18 protein-coding genes, 1 other RNA gene and 1 pseudogene are annotated in these 18,113 nt (G+C 64.9%); 12 read left to right on the forward strand and 8 right to left on the reverse strand.

Going from position 1 to position 18,113, the window contains the following annotated elements; genetic code table 11:
* Positions 1-21 precede the first annotated feature (21 nt).
* The 3 genes from ACJH7A_RS21345 to hisN all read right to left on the reverse strand — a co-directional run bounded on the left by ACJH7A_RS21345 (position 22) and on the right by hisN (position 3,618).
* Entirely contained in the window at positions 22-1,233 is a 1,212-nt protein-coding gene (locus ACJH7A_RS21345; RefSeq protein WP_020102696.1) for an acyl-CoA dehydrogenase family protein, read from the reverse strand.
* Positions 1,234-1,278: 45 nt separating this feature from the next.
* Positions 1,279-2,685 (reverse strand): acyl-CoA dehydrogenase family protein, encoded by a 1,407-nt coding sequence (locus ACJH7A_RS21350; RefSeq protein WP_212813629.1) that lies wholly within the window; start codon positions 2,683-2,685, stop codon positions 1,279-1,281.
* Positions 2,686-2,841: 156 nt separating this feature from the next.
* Positions 2,842-3,618 (reverse strand): histidinol-phosphatase, encoded by a 777-nt coding sequence (hisN, locus tag ACJH7A_RS21355; RefSeq protein ID WP_406802652.1) that lies wholly within the window; start codon positions 3,616-3,618, stop codon positions 2,842-2,844.
* Between the two features lie 58 nt (positions 3,619-3,676).
* On the opposite strand from hisN, the gene ACJH7A_RS21360 reads away from it, so the two are divergent.
* Positions 3,677-3,994, forward strand: a complete 318-nt coding sequence (locus ACJH7A_RS21360) for a hypothetical protein (RefSeq protein ID WP_226522199.1) — start codon at positions 3,677-3,679, stop codon at positions 3,992-3,994.
* A gap of 240 nt (positions 3,995-4,234) precedes the next feature.
* Entirely contained in the window at positions 4,235-4,549 is a 315-nt protein-coding gene (locus tag ACJH7A_RS21365) for a hypothetical protein (protein ID WP_226518973.1), read from the forward strand.
* 40 nt (positions 4,550-4,589) lie between these two features.
* Here ACJH7A_RS21365 and ACJH7A_RS21370 read toward each other — a convergent pair whose 3' ends face one another.
* Positions 4,590-5,966 carry an FAD-dependent oxidoreductase gene (locus tag ACJH7A_RS21370; protein WP_212813635.1) on the reverse strand — a complete coding sequence of 459 codons (1,377 nt, stop codon included), beginning with the start codon at positions 5,964-5,966 and terminating at the stop codon, positions 4,590-4,592.
* A 150-nt stretch (positions 5,967-6,116) separates the two neighbouring features.
* On the opposite strand from ACJH7A_RS21370, the gene prfB reads away from it, so the two are divergent.
* From prfB to ACJH7A_RS21405, 7 genes are read left to right on the forward strand one after another with little or no spacing between them, the layout of a single operon-like run.
* On the forward strand, positions 6,117-7,232 hold the full coding sequence (gene prfB, locus ACJH7A_RS21375) for a peptide chain release factor 2 (RefSeq protein WP_053855950.1): 1,116 nt from the start codon (positions 6,117-6,119) through the stop codon (positions 7,230-7,232).
* Positions 7,225-8,223, forward strand: a complete 999-nt coding sequence (locus ACJH7A_RS21380) for a mechanosensitive ion channel family protein (protein ID WP_212813637.1) — start codon at positions 7,225-7,227, stop codon at positions 8,221-8,223. Before prfB ends, ACJH7A_RS21380 begins: the two co-directional genes overlap by 8 nt.
* Positions 8,223-8,762 (forward strand): hypothetical protein, encoded by a 540-nt coding sequence (locus tag ACJH7A_RS21385; protein ID WP_212813639.1) that lies wholly within the window; start codon positions 8,223-8,225, stop codon positions 8,760-8,762. Before ACJH7A_RS21380 ends, ACJH7A_RS21385 begins: the two co-directional genes overlap by 1 nt.
* 54 nt (positions 8,763-8,816) lie before the next feature.
* A complete protein-coding gene (gene ftsE / locus ACJH7A_RS21390) occupies positions 8,817-9,506 on the forward strand; it encodes a cell division ATP-binding protein FtsE (protein ID WP_020102687.1) in 690 nt (229 codons plus the stop codon).
* The gene (gene ftsX, locus ACJH7A_RS21395; protein WP_212813641.1) at positions 9,507-10,403 is read left to right on the forward strand and encodes a permease-like cell division protein FtsX; all 897 of its coding nucleotides are present in this window, start codon (positions 9,507-9,509) and stop codon (positions 10,401-10,403) included. It abuts the gene before it with no gap.
* A gap of 2 nt (positions 10,404-10,405) precedes the next feature.
* The gene (smpB, locus tag ACJH7A_RS21400) at positions 10,406-10,903 is read left to right on the forward strand and encodes an SsrA-binding protein SmpB (RefSeq protein WP_020102685.1); all 498 of its coding nucleotides are present in this window, start codon (positions 10,406-10,408) and stop codon (positions 10,901-10,903) included.
* Positions 10,900-11,745, forward strand: a complete 846-nt coding sequence (locus ACJH7A_RS21405) for a DMT family transporter (RefSeq protein WP_212814730.1) — start codon at positions 10,900-10,902, stop codon at positions 11,743-11,745. The genes smpB and ACJH7A_RS21405 overlap by 4 nt, the downstream gene beginning before the upstream one ends.
* Before the next feature lie 9 nt (positions 11,746-11,754).
* Here ACJH7A_RS21405 and ACJH7A_RS21410 read toward each other — a convergent pair whose 3' ends face one another.
* On the reverse strand, positions 11,755-12,162 hold the full coding sequence (locus tag ACJH7A_RS21410) for a VOC family protein (RefSeq protein ID WP_029119569.1): 408 nt from the start codon (positions 12,160-12,162) through the stop codon (positions 11,755-11,757).
* A gap of 20 nt (positions 12,163-12,182) precedes the next feature.
* Positions 12,183-12,616 (reverse strand): annotated as a pseudogene (locus ACJH7A_RS21415) (helix-turn-helix transcriptional regulator).
* Positions 12,617-12,698: 82 nt separating this feature from the next.
* On the opposite strand from ACJH7A_RS21415, the gene ACJH7A_RS21420 reads away from it, so the two are divergent.
* Positions 12,699-13,553 carry a maleylpyruvate isomerase family mycothiol-dependent enzyme gene (locus tag ACJH7A_RS21420; RefSeq protein ID WP_406802653.1) on the forward strand — a complete coding sequence of 285 codons (855 nt, stop codon included), beginning with the start codon at positions 12,699-12,701 and terminating at the stop codon, positions 13,551-13,553.
* A 114-nt stretch (positions 13,554-13,667) separates the two neighbouring features.
* Positions 13,668-14,039, forward strand: a transfer-messenger RNA (tmRNA) gene (gene ssrA / locus ACJH7A_RS21425).
* Positions 14,040-14,115: 76 nt separating this feature from the next.
* On the opposite strand, the gene ACJH7A_RS21430 is transcribed toward ssrA, so the two are convergent.
* A complete protein-coding gene (locus ACJH7A_RS21430; RefSeq protein WP_406802654.1) occupies positions 14,116-14,541 on the reverse strand; it encodes a PPOX class F420-dependent oxidoreductase in 426 nt (141 codons plus the stop codon).
* A 141-nt stretch (positions 14,542-14,682) separates the two neighbouring features.
* On the opposite strand from ACJH7A_RS21430, the gene ACJH7A_RS21435 reads away from it, so the two are divergent.
* The gene (locus ACJH7A_RS21435) at positions 14,683-15,153 is read left to right on the forward strand and encodes a nuclear transport factor 2 family protein (protein WP_406802655.1); all 471 of its coding nucleotides are present in this window, start codon (positions 14,683-14,685) and stop codon (positions 15,151-15,153) included.
* A 90-nt stretch (positions 15,154-15,243) separates the two neighbouring features.
* On the opposite strand, the gene ACJH7A_RS21440 is transcribed toward ACJH7A_RS21435, so the two are convergent.
* The gene (locus ACJH7A_RS21440; protein WP_406802656.1) at positions 15,244-17,589 is read right to left on the reverse strand and encodes a hypothetical protein; all 2,346 of its coding nucleotides are present in this window, start codon (positions 17,587-17,589) and stop codon (positions 15,244-15,246) included.
* Positions 17,590-18,113 lie beyond the last annotated feature (524 nt).

Consider the following 18,113-nt stretch of genomic DNA (forward strand, 5'->3'; position numbering starts at 1 on the left):
ACGGTGCCGGCGGAGCGCCCGTCACTTGAGCTGTGCCGACGACAGGCCCAGCAGGCGTCGCGCCACAACGAGCTGCTGAATCTGCTGCGTGCCCTCGAAGATGTCGAGAATCTTCGAGTCGCGGGCCCACTTCTCGAGCAGGGTCTGCTCGGAATAGCCAGTGGTACCGGCCAATTCGACGGCCTTGAGGGTCACGTCGGTGCCCATGCGCCCGGCCTTGGCCTTGCTCATGGACGCTTCCTTGGAGTTCGGAATCTTGTTGTCGGCCTGCCAGGCGGCGCGCAGCGACAGCAGGTACGCGGCCTCCCAGTCGGACTCCATCCGCAGGAACTCGGCGGCCGGTGCGCTCTGGGCGTGGGCCGGCTTGTCGTACGAGATCTCGATGCCCGCGTCGGTCAGGATCGCCCGCAGCTCCTCCAGGGCGGCACGGCCCACGCCGATCGCCATGGCGGCCACCATCGGACGGGTGTTGTCGAAGGTCTCCATGACCCCGCCAAAGCCCTTGTCCACCTTGACCTCCGGATCACCGAGCAGGTAATCCTTCGGGACCCGGCAGTTGTCGAAGCGGATGACCGCGGTGTCGGAGGCCTTGATGCCCAGCTTGTGTTCCAGGCGCTCGACGATGACGCCGGGGTGCTCGCGCGGCACGACGAACGACTTGATGGCGGCCCGGCCGAGCGACTTGTCGACCGTGGCCCACACCACGATGTGGGTGGCGCGCGAACCGGCGGTGACGAAGATCTTCTCGCCGTTGATGACGTACTCGTCACCGTCGAGCACGGCGGTGGTCGTGACCGCCGCGGAGTCGGAACCGAAGCTCGGCTCGGTGATGGCCATGGCGGCCCACACCTTGCCCCACTTGGACAGCTGTTCCTTGGTGGCGACCGCGGAGATGGCGGCATTGCCCAGGCCCTGGTAGGGCACGGTCAGCAGCAGGGCGACGTCGCCCCAGCTGACCTCGAGCGCGTTCAGCAGCGCAGACATGTTGGCGCCGTTGACGTTTGCGTGCTTGCTCTTGGACTCGTTCGCCGAGAAGCCGGCGCCGGCCACCGAGACGGTGTTCGACTCCTGCACGCCCTCGAACAGGCTGGCAAGGGTGTCGAGTTCCGACGGGTAGGCGTGCTCGGCGAGGTCGTACTTACGGGAGATGGGGCGGAGCATCTCGGCGGCGCCCTGATGTCCCTTTTCCGCGACAGCCTTCAGCTTGCGGGGCAGTTCCAAATTGATTGCCATGATTGGTCTTTCGGGTGAGTGGGAAGAGTTCTGCGATTCGGGCGACTACAGGACGACAACACCCTCGGCGACGCCGAGTGCCCGCAGATCGCGGTACCAGCGCTCAACCGGGTGTTCCTTGGTGTAGCCGTGGCCACCGAGCAGCTGCACGCCGTCGAGGCCGATCTGCATGCCCTTGTCGGCGGCGAACCGCTTGGCCAGCGCGCCTTCCCGCAGGAAGGTCATGCCCTGCTCGGCACGCGACGCACCGCGCCAGACGATCAGGCGCAGGCCGTCCAGTTCGATGGCGATGTTGGCGCACATGAAGGCCACCGCCTGGCGGTTGGCGATCGGCTCACCGAACGCCTGGCGCTCCTTGACGTAGGGCACCACGTAGTCGAGCACCGCGTGCGAGGTGCCGACTGCCAGTGCGGCCCAACCCAATCGGGACAGCGCGATGGCTTCGGAGTAGTCGTTGTCGGTCGCTTCGTCCTCGCCGAGGCGGTTGGCGAGCGGGACTGCGACGTTGTTCAGCTCGATCTTGCCCAGGGCCGCGGCACGGATGCCCATGCTCGGGTCGGCCGTGATCGACAGTCCCTCGGAGCTGGACTCGACGATGAACAGCGCCGGCTTGCCGTCGAGCTGCGCACCGATGATGAACAGCTCGGCGTCGGCAGCGGCCGGAACCAGCGACTTGACGCCGTTGAGGCGGTAACCGCTGGGGGTGCGGACCGCAGTGGTCCGCAGCGCGGTCGGGTCGAACAGCGCGTGCGGCTCGGCGATCGCGACGCACGCCTGCGGGACGTTCTCACCGGCGAACGACGGGAGATACGTGGCCTGCTGACCGGCGCTGCCCCAACGGGTCAGGGCCGACGCCACGCCGCCGGGCGCCAGGATCGGCAGGGCCAGACCCATGTCGCCGTACGCCAGGGCCTCGGCGACCAGTGCCGTGGTGACGGTGTTCTGAGAGGCGGCGATGCCGTCGAACTCCTCGGGCACGTTGATGGCGGTGATGCCGAGTTCGGCGGACTTGGCGATCAGGTCGGCCGGGTAGGTCGCGGCGGCGTCGGCGTCATGTGCGGCCGGCCGCAGGATCTCCTCGGAGAACTCGCGGACGGTCTCCACGATCATCTGCTGGTCTTCGTCCGGGTTCAGGTCGAAGTAGTCCGAGCCGCCCGGCTTCAGGCGGGTCGGGGCGCCGTTGATCCCGGGAATGCGCTTGAACGTCCGGCCCGCGGCGCCGGCGGTGGAGAACGCCGTCTTGATGCCGTACTTCAGGCCGCGGTTCATTGGATCCCGCAGGTTGTACTTGTCCAGGAACTCCTGGCCGACAAAAGGCGTGATCAGCGCCAGACCGATGTCGGTCGCTGTCCGCTTGTGTCGCTGGAGTCCGATGGCGCTCTCCGGGCCCTTGCGCACAGGGCGCTGGGCGGAGCCGGCTTTTGTGCCGTTCTGAGGAAGGGTGTTGGTCATTTCGACAGCCTCGCGTCGTTGGGGCAGTGCGCTATGACCGTATCTTACTCCGGAGTAAGGTACGACGCTCGTGTTATCAACTTCACATTCGAGGACTCGGTGGCTGATGCACGAAAACCCGCGCTGAACGCGGGTTTTCGGGCACAGATTCCGTAATCAGGAGAGGGCGGCGAGCACTTTTTCGTGCAATAGACCGTTGGTCGCGACCGCGCTGCCGCCGTGCGGCCCGGGTGTGCCGGCCAGGTTGGTGAACGACCCGCCGGCCTCCCGGATGACGACGTCCAGCGCCGCCAGATCCCAGAGCTTGACCTCCGGTTCGACGGCGATGTCGACCGCGCCCTCGGCCAGAAGGCAGTAGGACCAGAAGTCGCCGTAGGCCCGCACCCGCCACACCGCATCGGTCAGTGCGACGAACGCGTCGCGCCGGTCTTCCCAACCGGTGGTCAAATCCGAGTAGGACAGGCTCGCCGCGTCCAGTGCGTCGACACCCGATACCGAGATGGGCCGCGTCTGCCCGCCGAATGAACTGAACGCACCTGCGCCGGTACCGGCCCACCACCGGCGGCCGAGAGCCGGCGCGCTGACGACGCCGACGACCGGCACTCCGTCCTCGAGGAGGGCGATCAACGTCGCCCACACCGGCACGCCGCGGACGAAGTTCTTGGTGCCGTCGATCGGGTCGATGACCCACTGCCGGCCTGCGAAAACCGCTGTGCCCCCGTATTCTTCGCCCAACAGGGCGTCGTCCGGCCGGGCCGCGGCCAACGTCTCGCGCAGCACCCGTTCCACGGACTGGTCGGCATCGGTCACCGGCGTCAGGTCCGGCTTGGTCTCGATGCGCAGGTCCAGCGCGCCGAAGCGATCGAGCGTCACGGCATCGGCCTGATCGGCCAGTTTCAGGGCAAGGTTGATGTCGTCTGCGACGCTGCTCATGCGCAATCCGCCTTCGCTACTTGCTGGGGAGTCATGGGTGCAGTCCTACCATGAGTATGTGTGGGAATTCGTCGTGCTCATTGTCTTGCTCGGAGCGCTCGTACTGCTGGCCGCCCCATGGCTTCGGCGGACGCGGAGCGGGGAGAGCGGGACGCTGCTGATCACCGGCGTCAGTCCGCGCCCCGATGCCGCGGGGGAGCAGTTCGTCACCGTCGCCGGCGTCATCAACGGTCCCAGCGTGAATGAGCACGAGGTCTACGGCCGGATCGCGATCGACGTGGCCGAGTGGCCCGCGGTGGGCCAGCTGGTGCCCGTCGTCTACTCGCCCAAGAATCCCGACAACTGGAACTTCGCGCCGCACGCGCCTCAGCCGTAGTCGTCCGGCTGGTCACGGTCCCACTCTCGCCGCTATGCGGTTTGCTCAGCATAGTCGGAATTTTCCCGCAAATCGGTTAGTTCGAGCATTTTGCTGTGCTAATAGATGCATGGTGCGATCACGCAGCTATCGCATCGAGCTTGCTAGCCGCGCTCGCGTGCAGTGCTCGGATTCGACCGTGAAGGGGACAACACACACATGCCCAAGTCTCAGATGTCGTCGACCGCTAGGGCCACCAGAATGATCGGAGCCGGCCTGGCAGCAGGCGGATTGATGCTGCTGGCGCCGGCCGGCGTGGCATCAGCGGACGGCGGGCCGCTCGACGGGCTGGGCAGCGCGGTGGGCGGTGAGCTCGGTTTCACGCAGCACTTCGCCACCCACAACATCGGCGGACTCGCCGGCATCGCCGCGATCAACGCCGGCGGCCTTCAGGCCGGCGTTGGTTCGCTGAGCTCCGGCGTCCTGTCGGGGTCGACGGCCACGTCGTCGCTTCTCAATTCAGGGGGCAATCTGACGACGTTCGCGGTGCAGGGCATCCTGCGTCCCGGTCACTAGGCGGCCGATCGAGCACCGATTGCAGGGAGCGCACCGCTGGTCAGCCGTGCGCGACCCGCAGCATGTGGGCCACATCTGTCAGCTTCACCCGCGGCCGGTTCTGGCCTTCGCCGGCCGACCGTTCGTGCGCGTCGATCAGGCGCCAATGGTCGTTGGTCACCAACGCGGGCTGCCGCGACAGGAACCAGGCCTCCAGATCCTCGGTGTGCGTGGACCCGAAGTCGGCCAGCTCGGCGCCGCAGATGTCCGCGATCAGGGTGTTGACGGTGTCCTGCGAGTCCTTCTTGTTGCTGCCGATCACACCCGACGGCCCGCGCTTGATCCAGCCGACGACGTACTCGTTTCGGCTGCCCTCGACCCGGCCGTCGGTGTGCGGGATGGTCGCCGCACGCTCGTCGAACGGCAGGCCCGCGGTCGGGACGCCGCGGTAACCCACGGCACGCACCACCAGCTGCGCCGGCAGTTCTTCGCGATGACCGCTGTCCTTCGCGACGATCCGGCCGCCTTCGTCGACCAAGTCGTTGTGGCCCAACACGATCGACTCGACACGATCGGTGCCCTTGATCTCGATCGGCGACGTCTGGAACTTGAACACGATGCGGCGCTCGCGCCCGAGGGCCCCGCGTTCGGCGTAGCCGCGCAGAATCTTGATGTTCTGCCGCACGGTCTTGCCTGCCGCCTCCAGGTCGGCGTCGGTGATGCCGTCGACATCGGCCGGATCCACGATCACGTCGACGTCGGCCATGGCTGCCAAATCACCGAGCTCACGCAGTTCCAGCGTCGTGAACGGAGCCTGCAGTGGGCCACGCCGGCCGATGATCACGACCTCGCGGACGCCGCGGGCACCGAGGGCCGTCAGCGCGTGGTCGGCGATGTCGGTGGCCGCCAGCTCGCCGGGATCGCTGACGAGGATGCGGGCCACGTCCAGCGCCACGTTGCCGTTGCCGACGACCACGGCCCGGTCCTGCGTGACGTCGGGGTTCATGGCCGCGAAATGCGGATGCGCGTTGTACCAGCCGACGAAATCGACGGCGGCCACGCTGCCTTCCAGTTCCTCACCGGGGATGCCGAGCGGCCGGTCGGACTGGGCGCCGATGGCGTAGATGACGGCGTCGTACCGCTCCGAGAGCTCGGTGGCCTGCACGTGCTCACCGACGGTGATGTTGCCGAAGAAGCGGAACCGCGGGTCGTCGGCGATCTTGTCGAACTGCGCCGTCACCGTCTTGATCTTCGGGTGGTCCGGAGCCACGCCGGAGCGCACCAGACCCCAGGGGGTGGGCAGCATCTCGAGCATGTCGATGCGCACGTCGACCGGATCATCGGCGGCGGCCTTGGCATCGGCGAATTTCAACAGTGACGCGGCAGCGAAAAACCCTGACGGGCCGGATCCGACAACCGCCACATGGTAAGGGCGCATATGTATGGTTTGCCTTCTTGTTCTGCTCAGTGCGCGCAAGGGGCTGTCGCGACGCGGCCGAGCGGGCCTACAGGGCGATGCTAAACCGGTCTAAGCGATCAGGGCTCGCAATGTGAAAGTCCGTCTCACTGGTCGGTACCCTCATCCTTTGTGGACCTCGACCGTCAAGCCGACATTGCCGCCCTCGACAGCACCCTGACCACTGTGGAGCGGGTGCTCGACGTCGAAGGTCTGCGCGCGCGAATCGCCAAACTCGAAGACGAGGCGTCTGACCCCAAGCTGTGGGACGACCAGGCCAACGCCCAGAAGGTGACCAGCAGCCTGTCGCACGCACAGGGTGAGCTGCGCCGGGTCGAGGAGCTGCGCGGTCGGGTCGAGGACCTGCCCGTGCTCTACGAGCTGGCCGAGGAGGAAGAAGGCGCGGCCAAGACCGACGCCATCGCCGACGCCGACGCCGAACTGGCCAAGTTGCGTGAGGACATCGAGGCGCTCGAGGTTCGAACGCTGCTGTCGGGGGAATACGACGAGCGGGAAGCTGTCGTCACCATCCGCTCCGGCGCCGGTGGCGTCGACGCTGCCGACTGGGCCGAGATGTTGATGCGCATGTACATCCGCTGGGCCGAGAAGCACGGGTATCCGGTCGAGGTTTTCGACACGTCGTACGCGGAGGAGGCGGGCATCAAGAGCGCGACGTTCGCGGTGCACACCCCGTTCGCCTACGGCACGCTGTCGGTGGAGCAGGGCACCCACCGTCTCGTGCGGATCAGCCCCTTCGACAACCAGAGTCGCCGTCAGACGTCGTTCGCCGACGTCGAGGTGCTGCCGGTCGTCGAGACCGCCGACTCCATCGACATCCCCGAAGGCGACGTCCGGGTCGACGTCTACCGGTCCAGCGGCCCGGGCGGTCAGTCCGTCAACACCACCGACTCGGCGGTCCGGCTCACGCACATCCCGACGGGCATCGTCGTGACCTGTCAGAACGAGAAATCGCAGCTGCAGAACAAGGTTTCCGCGATGCGAGTGCTCAGCGCCAAGCTGCTGGAACGCAAGCGCCAGGAAGAGCGCGCCGAGATGGACGCGTTGAAGGGCGACGGCGGCAGCTCCTGGGGCAACCAGATGCGCTCGTACGTGCTGCACCCCTACCAGATGGTGAAAGACCTGCGCACCGAGTTCGAGGTCGGTAATCCGGCCGCGGTGCTCGACGGCGACATCGACGGCTTCCTCGAAGCCGGGATCCGCTGGCGCAACCGAAAAGAAGATGACTAACTTTTTCTCTCTCCAAGCCGCGAGCCAACCGCAATCGCTCGGTTGGTGGGCGCAGCAATGGCATGACTTCTGGCGCGGCTCGATCGGCGAGTGGATCATCACCCGCGGGCTGCGGATCGTCATGCTCGTCATCGCGGCGATGCTCATCGCGCGGTTCGTCGGCTGGCTGACGCACCGCGTCACCGCCCGCATCGACGAGCGTTTTCAGGAGAGCGACGCGCTGGTCCGGTCGGAGACCACCAAGCACCGGCAGGCCGTCGCCTCGGTGATCTCGTGGGTGACGATTGCGCTGGTGTCGGTGGTCGTGTTGGTCGACGTCATCGAAATCCTCGGCATCCCCATCGGTTCGCTGGTCGCGCCCGCCGCCGTGCTGGGCGCCGCGCTCGGCTTCGGTGCGCAGCGCATCGTGCAGGACCTGCTGGCCGGGTTCTTCATCATCACCGAGAAGCAGTACGGGTTCGGTGACCTGGTGTCGCTCACCGTCACCGGCATCGCGGTGCCGGCCGAGGGCACCGTCGAGGACGTGACGCTGCGCGTCACCAAGCTGCGCTCCAGCGACGGCGAGGTGTACACGATTCCCAACGGCCAGATCGCCAAGACCGTCAACCTGTCGAAGGACTGGGCGCGTGCGGTCGTGGACATCCCGGTGCCCACGACAGCGGACCTCGGCAAGGTCAACGACGTGTTGGGCCGGGTGTGCGAACGCGCGATGGAGGACCGCCAGCTGCGCACGCTGCTGCTCGACAAGCCCCAGCTGATGGGTGTGGAGAGCATCGAGCTGGACACCGTGAACCTGCGGATGGTGGCGCGGACGCTGCCCGGCAAGCAGTTCGAGGTCGGCCGGCGACTGCGCGTGATGGTCGTCTCCGCGTTCGGACGGGCCGGCATCGAGAGTCCTGCCGACCACGAGCCCGAAGTGGAGGCCATGGTGCATCCCGCCACGGTCGGCGGCGCCGCGGAACAGACCCAGGGTCCGGGGGACGAGCAGTGATGAACGCCCTCTCCCGTATCGCCGTCAAACGCGCCGACCGCTCCTGGCCCACCTACATCCTGGGCCGGGTCCGGACGTCCACGGTCGGCCTGATCGTGGCGTTCTTCGTGGCGTACTGGCTGCACCAGACCTACGCGCCACCGCCACCGCCGCCCCCGCAACAGCCCGCGGTGGTGCCGCCGGGCTTCGTGCCCAACCCCGAGTACACCTGGGTGCCGCGTACCGACGTGAACACCCGACCGAAGACGACGTACCGGCCGACGCCGACGGAGACCACCGAGACGCCGACGACCACCACGACCACGACCTCGAGCACGCCGACCACGACCACGACGACGGCGCCGCCCACCACGACGGTCATCACGCCGGCGCCGGGCCTGCCGCCCGTCACGCTGCCGTTGTTGCCCGGCATGGCCCCGGCACCGACGCCGGCACCCGCGCCGTCCCCGCCACCGGGACCGCTCCCGGCCGCGGCACCGGCGGATGGCCCGGTCACGACCACGATCATTTCGCCCGGCGCGGCACCCGCGCCGAGCTAGCGGCATCAGCCTCAGCCGTCACACCTGAGCGTCCGACTACACTGGCGTGCCGTGATGATCACCCTCGACCACGTGAGCAAGAACTACAAGTCTTCGGCACGCCCAGCCCTGGACAACGTGTCGCTCAAGATTGACAAGGGTGAGTTCGTCTTTCTCATCGGTCCGTCCGGTTCCGGGAAGTCGACGTTCATGCGTCTGCTGCTCGGTGCCGAGGTGCCGACCTCGGGCGACATCCGCGTCTCGAAGTTCCACGTCAACAAGCTGCCCAGCCGGCACATCCCGAGCCTGCGCCAGGTCCTCGGCTGCGTGTTCCAGGATTTCCGGCTGCTGCAGCAGAAGACGGTGTTCGAGAACGTGGCGTTCGCGCTGGAGGTGATCGGCAAGCGCCCGGACACCATCAACCGCATCGTGCCCGATGTGCTGGAGATGGTGGGCTTGTCGGGCAAGGCCAACCGGCTGCCCGGCGAGTTGTCCGGTGGCGAACAGCAGCGGGTCGCGATCGCCCGGGCCTTCGTCAACCGGCCGCTGGTGCTCCTTGCGGACGAACCCACCGGCAACTTGGACCCCGAGACGAGCAACGACATCATGGACCTGCTGGAGCGGATCAACCGCACCGGTACGACGGTCGTGATGGCCACCCACGACCATCACATCGTCGACTCGATGCGTCAGCGCGTCATCGAACTCGAACTCGGCCGCCTCATCCGTGATGAGCAGAGCGGCGTCTACGGAATGGATCGCTAAGTGCGCTTCGGCTTTCTCGTCAATGAAGTCCTGACTGGATTTCGTCGCAACGTCACCATGACGGTCGCCATGATCCTGACGACCGCCATCTCCATCGGCCTGTTCGGCGGTGGTCTGCTGATCGTCCGCCTGGCCGACCAGTCCAAGCAGATCTATCTGGACCGCGTGGAGAGCCAGGTCTTCCTGACCGACGACGTCTCGTCGAACGACCCCAACTGCGACGCCGACCCGTGCAAGTCGCTGCGCAAGCTGATCGACGACCGCAAGGACGTCAAGTCGGTGCGGTACATGAACCGGGACCAGGCGTACGACGACGCCGTCCGGCGCATCCCGGCGTTCAAGGACTACGCGAGCAAGAAGGCGTTCCCGGCGTCGTTCGTCGTCAAGCTCGACAATCCCGAGCAGCACAAGGGATTCGAGGACGCGCTGCGCGGCCGTCCGGGCGTGCGCCAGGTGACCGATCAAAAGGAACTGGTCGACCGGCTGTTCGGCATCCTCGACGGCATCAGTGCGACAGCCTTCGCGGTGGCGCTCGTGCAGGCCATCGCCGCGACCTTGTTGATCGCCAACACGGTGTTGATCGCCGCACGCACCCGCAGCACCGAGATCAGCATCATGAGGCTGGTGGGCGCCACCCGGTGGTACACCCAATTGCCGTTCTTCGTCGAAGCGTTGATCGCCGCGTTGGTCGGTGTGGTGCTTGCCGTGGTCGGGTTGATCATCGTGCGGGCGATGTTCCTCGAGGACGTGCTCAACCAGTTCTATCAAGCCGGCCTGATCGCCAAGGTCGACTACGCCGACGTCCTCGTGTTCTGCGCGCCGTGGATGCTGCTGCTGGGGCTCGGCATGGCGGGCCTCACCGCGTACGTCACGCTGCGCGCGTACATCCGGCGGTAGCGATGGCAAAGAAGAAGGACGACAAGGACAAGTCGGGTAACAACTCCGTCGTCGCGACCAACCGCAAAGCGCGACACAACTATTCGATCATCGATACCTACGAGGCGGGGATCGCGCTGGTCGGCACCGAGGTGAAGAGCCTTCGCGAGGGCCTGGCATCGCTGGCCGACGCGTTCGCCACCGTCGATGACGGCGAGGTGTGGCTGCGCAACCTGCACATCGCCGAGTACCACCACGGCACCTGGACCAACCACGCGCCGCGACGCAACCGAAAGCTGTTGTTGCACCGCAAGCAGATCGACATGTTGGTCGGCAAGCTGCGGGACGGCAACTTCACGCTGGTTCCGCTGAAGCTGTACTTCTCCGACGGCCGGGTCAAGGTCGAATTGGCGCTGGCCCGCGGTAAGGAAGCGCACGACAAGCGCCAGGACATCGCCAAGCGCGATGCGCAGCGCGAGATCACCCGTGAGATGGGCCGCCGCTTCAAGGGCAAGATCTGACCGGGGTTCTGCTCGCGCTGCTGTCGGCGCTGGGCTACGGCATCAGCGATTTCGTCGGTGGTATCGCGGCACGGCGCGTCGCGGCACTGCGGGTGGTGCTGGTGTCATACCCCATCGCCGGGGTACTGCTGACGGTGATGGCATGCGTTGTCGGCGGCCAGGTTTCGTCGAACGCGGTGCTCTTGGGTGTGTCGTGCGGCGTGCTGCAGGCATTCGGAATCTGGTGGTTCTACGCCGCGTTGGGTTCCGGACCGATATCCGTCGTCTCGCCGTTGACCGCGATCCTGGTGTCGGCAGGGCCGATTGCCGTCGGCGTCGCCATGGGGGAGCGGCCCAGTGGGCTGGCGATCGCCGGGATCGCGCTGGCGTTGGTCGCCGTCGCGCTGGTGAGCGCGCAGGCCACCGATGAGGACGAGACGCCGCACCGGTTCACGGCCAAGGTCGCCTGGCTGACCGTCGGCTCTGGATTGACCTTCGGGCTCAGCTTCGCCGTGATCCATCAGGTGCCGCACGACGCGAAGCTCTGGCCGTTGGTGTTCGCCCGCTTCGCGGCCACCGCGGTGGTGATGATCGCCGCGGTGGTGACCCGCAATTTCGCACTGCCGGCCGGACATCCGCTGAAGCTCGCCCTCATCGCGGCGGGACTCGACGTCATCGCGAACGTCGCGATGCTGCTGGCGCTGCAGGCCTCGATGCTGTCGTTGGCGAGTGTGCTGATCTCGCTCTATCCCGCGGCGACCGTCGCCCTGGCCATGGTGGTGCTCAAAGAGCGCGTACGGGCTTGGCAAGCCGTCGGCATGGTGCTGGCGTTGGGCTCGGTCGCGATGATCGCCGCGGGATAGCCGGCAGCACTAGAGCTGGTTGATCCGGATCAGGTTGCCGGACGGATCGCGAAATGCGCAGTCGCGCACGCCATAATCCTGGTCGGTCGGTTCCTGCAGCACGTCGGCGCCGGCGGCCTCGAGGCGCGCGAACAGCGCGTCCAGGTCATCGGTGGCCAAGGTGACGGCGCCGTAGGAACCCTTGGCGATGAGCTCCAGGATGGTGCGACGCTCGTCGTCGGTGATGCCGGGGTCGGCGGCCGGCGGGTGCAGCACGATCGACGTGCCCGGCTGTCCGGGCGGGCCGACGGTGATCCACCGCATGTCTTGGTAGCCAACGTCTTTGCGCACCTCGAAGCCGAGATCGTCGCGGTAGAACTTCAGCGCGGCCTCGGCGTCGGTGTGGGGCAGGAATGCGTAGTGAATGGAGATGTCCATGCCCGTCACGGTAGTGGCGGTCAGTGCGGCGGTGCTTCTTGATTCCTGATCGGTCTGGTGACCTGCCGGGCCAGGCAGGCGGGAATGCCGTCGGCCGCCTGCGAATGGTCGCGGCGGTACACACTCGGCGCCACCCCGACCAGTTCGGTGAACCGCGTACTGAACGTGCCCAGCGATGAAAAGCCAACGGCGAAACAGACATCGGTCACGCTGAGGTCGCCGCGACGCAGCAGCGTCATGGCCCGCTCGATGCGCCGCGTCATCAGGTACGAGTAGGGCGATTCCCGTAGATGCGCCGGAACTCGCGGCTGAGGTGACCGGCCGACATGTGCGCGCCACGGGCCAGGTCTTCGACATTGAGCGGCTTGGCGTACTCCCGGTCGATCCGGTCCCGCACCTTGCGGATCACCGTGGTGTCCCGCAGGCGCTGTGCCTCGGCCCGGTCGTCCCCCATATGGCCATCGTTGCATGACCAACGATTGGGATGCTTGCGCGATTCGCCTTCCGGGGCCGTCCGGCCGTCGTACGGTCAGCCGGTGAGCAGCTCAACGCGACCCGTGACCGTCCTGGAGAAGTCCGACGTCTTGCCCGCCCTCTTCGGGGTATGGGACGACATCGACAAACTGCTGGCCACCATCTCCGAGGCGGAGCTGTTGACCACACAGACCGAGTTGCCCGGCTGGCACGTCCGCGATGTCGTCGCGCACATCATCGGCACCGAGCTCATGCTCAAGGGTGAAGCGGTGCCCGAAGCCGACATCGACGTATCCGAGTTGGACCACGTGCACAACCCCATCGGCGTGATGAACGAGTGCTGGACCCGGTCATTCAGCGCGCTCTCGGCAGCCGAGCTGCGGGAGAAGTTCCGCGCCGTCACCGACGACCGGCGGGCCACGCTGACGGCGATGTCGGACGAGGACTGGAACACCCCGACGATGACACCGGCCGGCCAGGACAGCGTCGGTCGCTTCATGCGGATCCGGACGTTCGACTCGTGGATGCATGAGCAGGACATCCGCGAGTCTGTCGCGCGGCCCGCACCGGATGCGGCGTTGCAGAAGCCGGAGGCGCAGCTGTCCCTCGACGAGATCGAGACGATGATGGGCTTCGTCGTCGCCAAGCGCGGGGGAGCGCCCGACGGATCGCGGGTCGCGATCGAGCTGACCGGACCCATGGCGCGCACCATTCGGGTCGCGGTCGACGGTCGCGCCGCGGTGGTGCCCGACTTCGGCGGCGCCGAGCCGACCACGGTGATCCGGATGGACGGCTGGCAGTTCACGCGGCTGTGCGGCGGACGTCCGCTTGGCGCGGTGCGGCCGGTCGTCATCGAATTCGAGGGTGACGCCGAGGTCGGTCGGCGGATCGTCGAGAACCTCGGTTACGTCATCTGACCTGGTCTGACGGCGGGACCGGGCCTCGTATACGCGCTCGGAATAATGGCTTGGCGTTCGCCGTTGGGTCTGGCGTAAGATTGTTGGTCCTGCCGAAAGTCGGCGGGGGTGCGAGGGGCTGAACGGTTTCGACTTCGCGCATCGAATCAAGGGAAGCGTGCCGGTGCAGGCAAGAGACCACCGTAAGCGTCGTTGTAACCAATTAAGCGCCGATTCTCATCAGCGCGACTACGCCCTCGCTGCCTAAGTAGCGACCGCGTGTCTGTCAGACCGGGAGCGCCCTCGGCCCGGACCCTGGCATCGACTAGAGGGACCCACCCACGGGGCCGGTCGCGGGGCCCGTGGGGACATCAAACAGCGACTGGGATCGTCATCTCGGCTTGTTCGCGTGACCGGGAGATCCAAGTAGAGGCATAGCGAACTGCGCACGGAGAAGTCTTGAGGGAATGCCGTAGGACCCGGGTTCAATTCCCGGCAGCTCCACCAGAAAGGCCCGGCTCGAATACGAGCCGGGCCTTTTCGTTTGGCTGCGTCGCTGGGGTCTTGCCGGCAAGCCCTGGGTTCAGACGTTACGGATATCGGGTTTGAGCAAGTGGGGTTCGGTATCGGTGTCGTCGATGCCGAAGCTGATGATGCGACGCGGCGTGATGCGGATGATCGCCGAATCGAGAGCATCTCCGGCGGGGCCATGCTGCCCTGACGCTGTCACGGCCTGCTCTGCGGTGCCGCGTATCTCGAGGCAACGCACACGCCACGGGTCGCGAGAGGCGATGTCGTCGACGACGAAGGCGACCTTGTCGTGGTGGGCGAGGTTGCGGAACTTCCGGCTCTTGGCCATGTTGTAGCCAGAGATGTCGATGGTGCCGAGTTCTTCGTTGTAGGTGAAGCCCACCGGGCTGACCTGCGGTGTGCCGTCGGGCTGGATGGTGGCGAGTCGCCCGAGGTCTGCCGCCTTCATGAATTCGATTTCGTGTGGTTTGAAGGACATGTATTCCACGCTAAAACCTCAACCATGGTTGAGGTCAACCCCGGCGCATGCAACACGATTCGTAGTTTCGGTACCGCCATGTAGTGAGCCATGTCCCGCATTTTCGTGACAGAAACTGAAACACGTTCTAGTCTCTGGTTCATGGGTAACCTGGAGGCGATCGCCGACATTCAACGGCTCAAGTACCGGTACTTCCGCTCCTTGGACCTCAAGGACTGGGACACCTTCGGGGACTGCCTCGCCGCAGATGTCGTGACCCGCTATGGCACACACGCGATGGGTGAGCCGGTGCACTACGAGGGACGAGTCGCCGTCGTCGACTTCATGCGGACGAACCTCGACAATGGAATCATCACCACGCATATCGCCAGCCATCCCGAGATCGACCTCGACTCCGACACCACGGCGCACGGTTCGTGGGTGTTCGAGGACACCGTGATCGTGCCGGGGCACGCGATGATCCGCGGCTCGGGCTACTACTCCGATACCTACCGCAAGGACGAAGACGGTGTGTGGCGGATCGCCAGCACCGGGTACCAGCGCATCTACGAGGCGCTCACGTCGCTGGAAGATATGCCGAGTTTCAAATTGCTCGCGAACCGTTGGGCTTAGCGCCGGCGAGCGTCGGTGCTTTGCACGTCCTATCTGAGCCCAAGCCCAAGCATCTCCTGACTGCGGCTTGCGATAAGCGCGACGAGGCCACTAGCCGTTTCGCAATCCCATCTCTAGGACAAGCGCATCGAGCTCAGGATTGTTTCGGGGAATGATGTTCGTGTAGAGAAATGTGTCCAACCGACCTTCATCGTCAAAGAGTAGGCCGTGGCATCTATCTGCCTTGAGTTGGTAGCCTTTCGCGACCAGATACGTCTGCAGCCGATTCCGAGCAGCGTCTAGACCAGAATGCCGGTTGGCGACCGCGAGAAATATCGCAACGTAGCCCCACATTTCGCGGAACCCAAACACAGCGTCATGGTAGGTCCCGTCGCCCTGGGTGCGCCGAACCAGCTCCGCGACTGCATCAATGATCTGCTGCTGTGTCTCCCCAGCCAAGGAAAGGAGGTCCGCGCCAAAACGAAGGCCGCCAGGCGTTTCGAAATCAGTGATGCAGTCGATGAGACCAAGCACTTCGGCTACAGCATTGAAACTCGGCTTAACTGGGGAATCATCGTATTCTCCCAGCAGATCCCGCTGCATCCAAAGATGCAAGGGCTGACAGTGATCGGTAACTAGCGTACGCGACGGTTGGGCCCCGTCGGTCTCCGAATCTGCATCCACATATAAACCGCCATTGAGGTAGAGCATATAGAGGTCGAGTTCGTCGAATGCGCGGAACTGCGTTGTCACCCCGCTTTCGGTGCGTCGTCGAAGGTAAAGCAGAAACTCAGATGGCCGTTCGCAAATCTGTGCAATAGCGGTGAGGTCGTGCAGGGAAGTAATCCAACTGGCGCCAGCGTCGGCACTGATGATCCCGGCACTCTGAAGATCGCCGATCGCAGTGCCTAGGGGACCGATATCGTCAAGCAGCGCAACGATGGACCGAACCTCCCGCACGTGTTCGAGGTCGAGCCAGCTGTGGTTTCCAAGCCAAACGCCACCATGCATTTGGATGAGCCGCCTCAGACGCCCAGCCTGCGTGCACGCATCGCCGACTGTGGCCTTCAAGTCGGTACCTAGCCTTCGAACATCCCCGCGACGGGCTTGAACAGCGATGGACTTGCCCTTGACCTCAAGGATAATCGCAACGTCGTCGATCACGAACAGCCCGTCTCCTTCGACCTGCTTCCCAACGCGATTCAGGTCGTCGCAGGTGCGGTCCAGTAGGTGTTCGGCCGCGGTGGTTGTGGGCGCGATGTACTCAAAGCTGGCGAATCTCGGTGGGACGCCGAGGATCTTCTCAAGCTGTTCTAGAGCGATGCTCTCGCTTGCCTTTTGGCGCGCCCCCTTGTCATAGCGCACGAACTCCGGCGAGTTCGGCGGTAATGCTTTCTCAAAGATGCGTCGTAGCGAATCCAGACCGACATCATTTGTCGTGGCGACGAAATTGCCTTCCCCGTCCGTGATCAGAGGTGTGGTGAGAAACGGATTAGTTCCGGTCAGCATGTTGTACACACGGTCAACCGCGTCCACGCTCGTATCGAAAGTCTGAGCGTAGGAATTTAGCACTTGTATCGCTGTCTCGGCATCGATCTGCGCCGCCACAGCAATTTCTTCACCGGTGATAACAGCCCTGTCTGCCGGCAGAAACATGAACGGAATCATCATGCTCATGAATGCATCTGCATCGTCGGCCGGAATCTCGGCCGGGGGAATGCCCGGGTACTTCTCGATAATGTCGGCAGTGCCGTCCCTCAACGCAGTCATCCGTTGGGAAGATAGTTCGGCCATTGCCGATCGAACAGCTAGAACGTCGGTGTAGCTGTAGCCCAGGTACTGGCGCATGAGTTGTTCGACGCTAGGGTTGGCGAACAAGAGTCGCTCGTGGTCACGTCGGATTTGGTCGTATTGCAGATTGCGGATGTTTAGCACCGCAGCCTGGTACTCGGCAGCGAGCGCGACAAGCGGGTCGTTCTGCAGACGAGATTCGAACTGCAGACGGTATGTTGCAATACGACTTAGCCGGGAAGCGTGCTGATGCAAGGCTCCTACTGCCTCGTGCGGACGTGTCTCTCGCCGTGGCCGCGGATCCGGCTTTCGGCTCCCGCGCGATAATAAGACCGCTGCGACTAACTCCACAACGAGCGCTGAGCTCTCTGGCATAACGATTCGCGGGTCCGGGGCAGGTGGAAACTCCCGCATGCGCATGAGCTCGATGACGTCGAACGCATCGGCGTCAAGGACAAGATGTTGGATGGCCGCAACCTCGATCTTGGTCTGCTCGTACAGCACGGTCCTGACATCCTGGCTCGTCGTGCAGTCAGCAAACAAACCGATCTCACGGAGGGCGTTGTCGAGAGCGGAAGCGTCGATGTCTTTCGGACGGCCATCGGCTGAACGGCTTGTGCGCCCCATCCGGCATTTACGGCGCCGCTTCCCTGCTCGCTTCGACAAGGTCGGCTCCCCTCGTATTCTGTCCTGCTGCCACAGCTACTAGTTCCGCGGTCGTCGCGAACCCCAGCCAGAAGTCAGTTTCTCGCAACTGCGGCCAGACCAACCCACACATGTCATTGCACGCGACCAGCTGCTCGAGGTTAGCGAACGGAGCGCTGAAGCAAGCCTGATGGCCTGTGCGAAGATGCGACGGCTCAATGGAATGTGGTCCGGGCCGTTCACTGGCGTACCGCCGTTCATTGGGAGCTCACCCGAAATAGTCCGGATGTGCGGGCGCAATGTGCGACTGTTCCTCTCATGACCAATCCTCCCAACAGCGCGGAGTATGAACGTCTTGTTGAGACCTTGGTTAGACGACTTGCTGAGAGCGCGCCCGTCCTGACCGAACGGATTCGGTGGGATGAAGACATAGAAGGGCGCGCAACCACCAATCAGATCGACGTCGTTTGAACCACCCCGAGTTTGGTGCACACCGGTTATTGGTGCGCAGTCTCTGATTGGGCTGCGGTCGTAGCGTAGTAGAT

It is taken from the genome of Mycobacterium sp. SMC-17 (genome assembly GCF_045310915.1).
Classification (GTDB): Bacteria; Actinomycetota; Actinomycetes; order Mycobacteriales; family Mycobacteriaceae; genus Mycobacterium.

Coding starts and splice junctions, on each gene's coding strand:
- ACJH7A_RS21345 (WP_020102696.1), bottom strand. CDS start 1,233: ATGGCAATCAATTTGGAACTGCCCCGCAAGCTGAAGGCTGTCGCGGAA.
- ACJH7A_RS21370 (WP_212813635.1), bottom strand. CDS start 5,966: ATGCGCCCTTACCATGTGGCGGTTGTCGGATCCGGCCCGTCAGGGTTT.
- hisN (WP_406802652.1), bottom strand. CDS start 3,618: ATGAGCAGCGTCGCAGACGACATCAACCTTGCCCTGAAACTGGCCGAT.
- smpB (WP_020102685.1), top strand. CDS start 10,406: ATGGCAAAGAAGAAGGACGACAAGGACAAGTCGGGTAACAACTCCGTC.
- ACJH7A_RS21350 (WP_212813629.1), bottom strand. CDS start 2,685: ATGACCAACACCCTTCCTCAGAACGGCACAAAAGCCGGCTCCGCCCAG.
- ACJH7A_RS21385 (WP_212813639.1), top strand. CDS start 8,223: ATGAACGCCCTCTCCCGTATCGCCGTCAAACGCGCCGACCGCTCCTGG.
- ACJH7A_RS21435 (WP_406802655.1), top strand. CDS start 14,683: ATGGGTAACCTGGAGGCGATCGCCGACATTCAACGGCTCAAGTACCGG.
- ACJH7A_RS21430 (WP_406802654.1), bottom strand. CDS start 14,541: ATGTCCTTCAAACCACACGAAATCGAATTCATGAAGGCGGCAGACCTC.
- ACJH7A_RS21410 (WP_029119569.1), bottom strand. CDS start 12,162: ATGGACATCTCCATTCACTACGCATTCCTGCCCCACACCGACGCCGAG.
- ftsE (WP_020102687.1), top strand. CDS start 8,817: ATGATCACCCTCGACCACGTGAGCAAGAACTACAAGTCTTCGGCACGC.
- ACJH7A_RS21380 (WP_212813637.1), top strand. CDS start 7,225: ATGACTAACTTTTTCTCTCTCCAAGCCGCGAGCCAACCGCAATCGCTC.
- ACJH7A_RS21365 (WP_226518973.1), top strand. CDS start 4,235: ATGATCGGAGCCGGCCTGGCAGCAGGCGGATTGATGCTGCTGGCGCCG.